The sequence below is a fragment of the Terrabacter sp. P5_B1 genome (assembly GCF_056400505.1).
This window is the reverse complement of record NZ_JBFULD010000356.1, coordinates 1-4,057: the sequence shown is the minus strand read 5'-3', so window position 1 is coordinate 4,057 and position 4,057 is coordinate 1. Positions and strand designations below refer to the sequence as shown.

Here is a 4,057-nt window from a genome sequence, read left to right as displayed (position 1 = left end):
GAGCGAGTCCCAGGCACTGCGCCCGGCCCTGGTGGCGCGGCCGGCGCCGCGGCCGATGGTGGCCCGCTGGCCGAGGAGGACGGCGATGAGAGCCACGACCAGGGCGAGGATGAAGATCAGCCGGATGCCGTCGCGGAGGAACCGCGTCACCGTGTCGAAGATGTAGGCCGACGCCTGCGGTGTGATGACGTCGGTCGGCATCTGGTCGAGGTAGACCTCGCGCAGCACGACGAGCGCGATGCGCAGCAGCAGCAGCCCGATCGCCGTCGAGAGCCCCACCCAGAGCAGGGCGCGCCGCCGGCGGCCCCGAGCCAGCGCGACAGCGCCCGCGAGCGCGACCAGCCCGATCCACGGCAGCCAGTTCGCGGCGGTGTTGAGCCAGCGGACGACCTGCTGCGCCTTGTCGACGCCCTGGATCTGGGCGATCTCGATCGTCGCGCCGACCGTCGGGATGTTCTGCGCGATCCCGAGACCGGCGGCCACCAGCCGGGCCTTGACCTGCTCGATGATCGGGCCGACGTTCAGCACGACGGCCCCGTTGCTCGACACCGTGACGGCGGTGCCCTGGTTCTCCCCGGTCAGGAGACTGACGAGGGCGGCGTGGCCGGCTCGGTTGGCGGCCGTCCACAGCTGGACGAAGGCGTCGCTCGTCACGGCCTTGTGGACCGCCGTCCCGATGAGCCCGGAGACCCCGCTCTCGATCGGGGCCTTGAGTCGCGCGGCCTGGGGTGGGAGCGCCTGGAGCGCCTGGTCGACGTAGGCGCCGATGTCGACGCGGGCGGCGATCTCCCGGTTCACCGCCGCCTCGACGGAGGCCTGGACGTCGGCGTTGGACGCGAGCGGCTCCATGGTCGTGACGTAGCGGTCGGTGTCGAGGACCTGGTTGCGCGCCCAGACGGCGGGCACCGCGAGCGTCAGGCACAGCGCACCGATGATGGTGAGGATGACCACTGCGGTGGTCCGCGCGGCGTGTCGCGCCCGCACGGCCGTCGGCGACTCCAGCTCGGCGTTGCGACGCCGGAGCCGCTCGATCTCGGCCTCGAGGGCGGCCACGTCCCGCATGGGCACCGGTTGCGTCTCGGCCGCGCCCGACTCGCCCGCTGCGCCGCTGGCGACGGCTCTGGGATCGTCCGTACTCATCACGCCTCCCCGCACTCCGGTAACTGGCCGACCGAGTCGGTGTCTGCCGGTCCGACCGACCTGGTCCGGCCACCCGCCCACCATCGCGCCGTCGTAGCGGCGGGTCATCATGCTCTGAGGGTGACCCGGCCGCGATGCCGCGCCGACCTCCCCAGCTCACCCCGAGGGCATGACGTGTGCGCCGGCCCGGGAGGCGAGCATGGGAGCCATGCCACCGGAGCCCGACCGTCCGCCCGCGGGGCCTGCCCGGACCAGCCAGCTCCTCGGCCGAGGCCGGGACCTGCAGGCCCAGGCGGGCAGACGCCTGCTCACCGCCCGGGACGAGCACGTCACGGTCAAGCTCGTCATCGATGCGCTCCGGGAGGACCGGAACACCGGAGGTGCACTGCTCGCGGGCGCCCTCGCCTTCCGGCTCTTCCTGTGGCTGCTCCCTGCCGGGCTGGTCGTGGTGGCGCTCCTCGGCTTCACGAGCGCCGATCAGGTGCACGCTGACCTGACGGGCGTGGGTCTCGGCGGATTCACCGCGGCGACCATCGCCCAGGCCGCGTCGCAAGCCCAACAGGGTCGTTGGGTCCTGCTGCTCATCGGCGTCGTCGGGCTCTACTCGGCCTCGGTGGGGCTCGCCAAGGCGCTCTGGATCGGCACGAGTCTCGCCTGGCACCTGCCGGTCTCCAGGCTGCACCGGTCGCCGCGGGCCGCGGCGGTCGTCGTGGCCCTCCTGCTGCCGACCGCCGCGCTGACCCTCGCCGCCAACTGGCTGCGCACGGTGGCCTACGCGCTCGGGCTCGTCGCCACGCTCCTCATGGTCCTGCTCTACGCCCTGTTCGGCTGGGTCGTGCTCAGCCTGCTCCCGCGCGCCGCCCACGCCTCGGTCGTCGACCTGCTGCCCGGCGCCGTCGTCATCGGGCTGGGCATCGAGGGTCTGCAGCTCGTCAGCGCCTACTACCTCGTCAACCGCATCGCCAGCTCGTCGCAGCTCTACGGCGCGCTGGGGGCGGCAGCCACCCTGCTCCTCTGGGGCTACCTGCTGGCCCGCATCCTCATCGGCGCGTCGACCGTCAACCACACCCTGTTCCGCAACCGCGACGTGTCCCGTCTGCCGGACCGGGTGCCCGCGGGGGACGAGAGCCCCGAACCCTTCTCCGTGCGGGGCCTGCCGGCGCGGCTGCGGACCGACTTGCGCGGGCTGCTCGCCGACCTCGGTCGTGGCGGCGCCCCGAGGACCGTCGCCCCGGCCACCGGCGAGGAGGACGCCGGTCTGCGCGCGGCTCTCACCGTCTGGCGCTTCGACAGCGAGAACGGCGCCGACGAGGCCAGCCACACCCTGGGCGAGCTGGAGCGCCGGGGCGCCATCCGGGTCATCGACGCCGCCGTCGTCACCTGGCCGAGGGGCTCGCGCCGGCCGCGAGCCTCGCAGGTGCTCTCCACGACCGCGAGCGGTGCCCTCGGCGGCTCGTTCTGGGGGCTGCTGCTCGGCATCATCTTCTTCGCGCCCCTGCTGGGGCTCGCCGTGGGCGCCGCAGCCGGTGCCCTGGGCGGGTCACTGCGCGACGCGGGCATCGGCGACGCGTTCATCCAGGAGGTCCGCGACGAGGTCACGCCAGGCACGTCGGCCCTGTTCGTCATGACCTCGGACGTCGACGTGGACCAGGTCCGGGACGCGTTCCTGGCCCACCACCCGACCCTGCTCCACACCAACCTCACCCCGGAGCAGGACGCCGCGCTCCGGGAGTACCTCGCCACCTGACAGCGTCACTGACCGGGTGTCGCCGGACCGGGGGTCGCCGGACCGTCGTCGGCCTCGGGGACGGCGTCCCGCTCCGATGCCGACACCCAGTCGTAGACGACGGACGAGCGCAGCAGGATGTCGGCGACCGACCGGTTCTCGGGGCTGACGACCACCCACAGCAGCACGACGGGGAGGAGGACGCACATCAKGGCGCGGGYCACGGCGACCCAGATCCGCAGGCGCCCCCCGTGCGAGTCGACCACCCGCAGCCCGAGCAGGCGCCCCCCGTAGCTGCGGCCGGTGGTCGCCCAGGCCAGCGCCAGGTAGCAGAACAGGAACCCGAGGAAGGCCAGGAGCAGCAGGCCGAAGCCGGGGTCGGGGAACTTGAACGTGCGCGGACCCAGCACGAAGTACGTGGCGACGGCCCCGGCATACCCCAGCGCGACCGCGACCACGCCTACGAAGGCATCGACGCCCGCAGCCAGCACCCGCGTGACGATGCCGGCGCRATGCCCCTGCACCGAGCGCGCCCCCAAGGGGATCGCGATGCGCGCGATCGGGCCCCGCGGTGGACCCACCGGCGGTTGCACGGCCGTCCTCAGTGCGCGAGACCGGGGTCACCCGGACCGGACCCGGGGCGCGCCCTGTGACGGGCGGGCGCCCCGGGTGGCCCCTCCCCGGCCGCCTCCTCGTACGTCGACCCGGGAGCCCGCTCGGGTCGGTGCAGGAGCCGGTCCACGACGTGCGCCACCCGCTCGTCGGCCCCGATCCCCTGCCGGCGGACCTCGCGAAGGCCCTCGGACGCCATCGAGCCCGTCGAGCTGCGGATGATCCCGGGCAGGTCGATCCCCTCGACGACGTACTCGGCGAGCGCGATGAGGTCGAGCTTGGCGACCACCGCGTCGAGGTCGGCCCGTCCCACCACGGCGTCGACGTCGATGCGGTCGATGATCCGCTCCAGGTCCACCCGCGCCACGACGTCGTCCACGTCGACCCGGCCCAGCACGGCCTCCAGGTCGGCCCGCGCCACGACGGCATCCACGTCGATGCGGTCGATGATCCGCTCCAGGTCCACCCGCGCCACGACACCGTCCACGTCGACCCGGCGCAGCACCGCCTCCAGGTCGGCCCGCGCCACGACGGCATCCACGTCGATGCGGTCGATGATCCGCTCGAGGTCCACCCGCG

Annotated in this window: 4 protein-coding genes; 1 reads left to right on the top strand and 3 read right to left on the bottom strand. The window is 73.7% G+C overall.

Translation table 11 applies throughout. The features are described from left to right. Positions 1 to 1,140, bottom strand: a 1,140-nt coding sequence (locus tag AC1DP0_RS19060) for a hypothetical protein (protein ID WP_478087530.1), incomplete at its 3' end; no start/stop codon positions are given. Between the two features lie 208 nt (positions 1,141 to 1,348). Here AC1DP0_RS19060 and AC1DP0_RS19055 point away from each other — a divergent pair. Next, positions 1,349 to 2,887 carry a DUF1269 domain-containing protein gene (locus tag AC1DP0_RS19055; protein ID WP_478087528.1) on the top strand — a complete coding sequence of 513 codons (1,539 nt, stop codon included), beginning with the start codon at positions 1,349 to 1,351 and terminating at the stop codon, positions 2,885 to 2,887. 5 nt (positions 2,888 to 2,892) lie between these two features. On the opposite strand, the gene AC1DP0_RS19050 is transcribed toward AC1DP0_RS19055, so the two are convergent. Then, positions 2,893 to 3,390, bottom strand: coding sequence for an RDD family protein (locus tag AC1DP0_RS19050; protein ID WP_478087526.1), 498 nt, complete (start codon positions 3,388 to 3,390; stop codon positions 2,893 to 2,895). A gap of 77 nt (positions 3,391 to 3,467) precedes the next feature. Continuing rightward, the coding region (locus AC1DP0_RS19045; protein WP_478087524.1) for a hypothetical protein at positions 3,468 to 4,057 on the bottom strand (590 nt) is incomplete at its 5' end.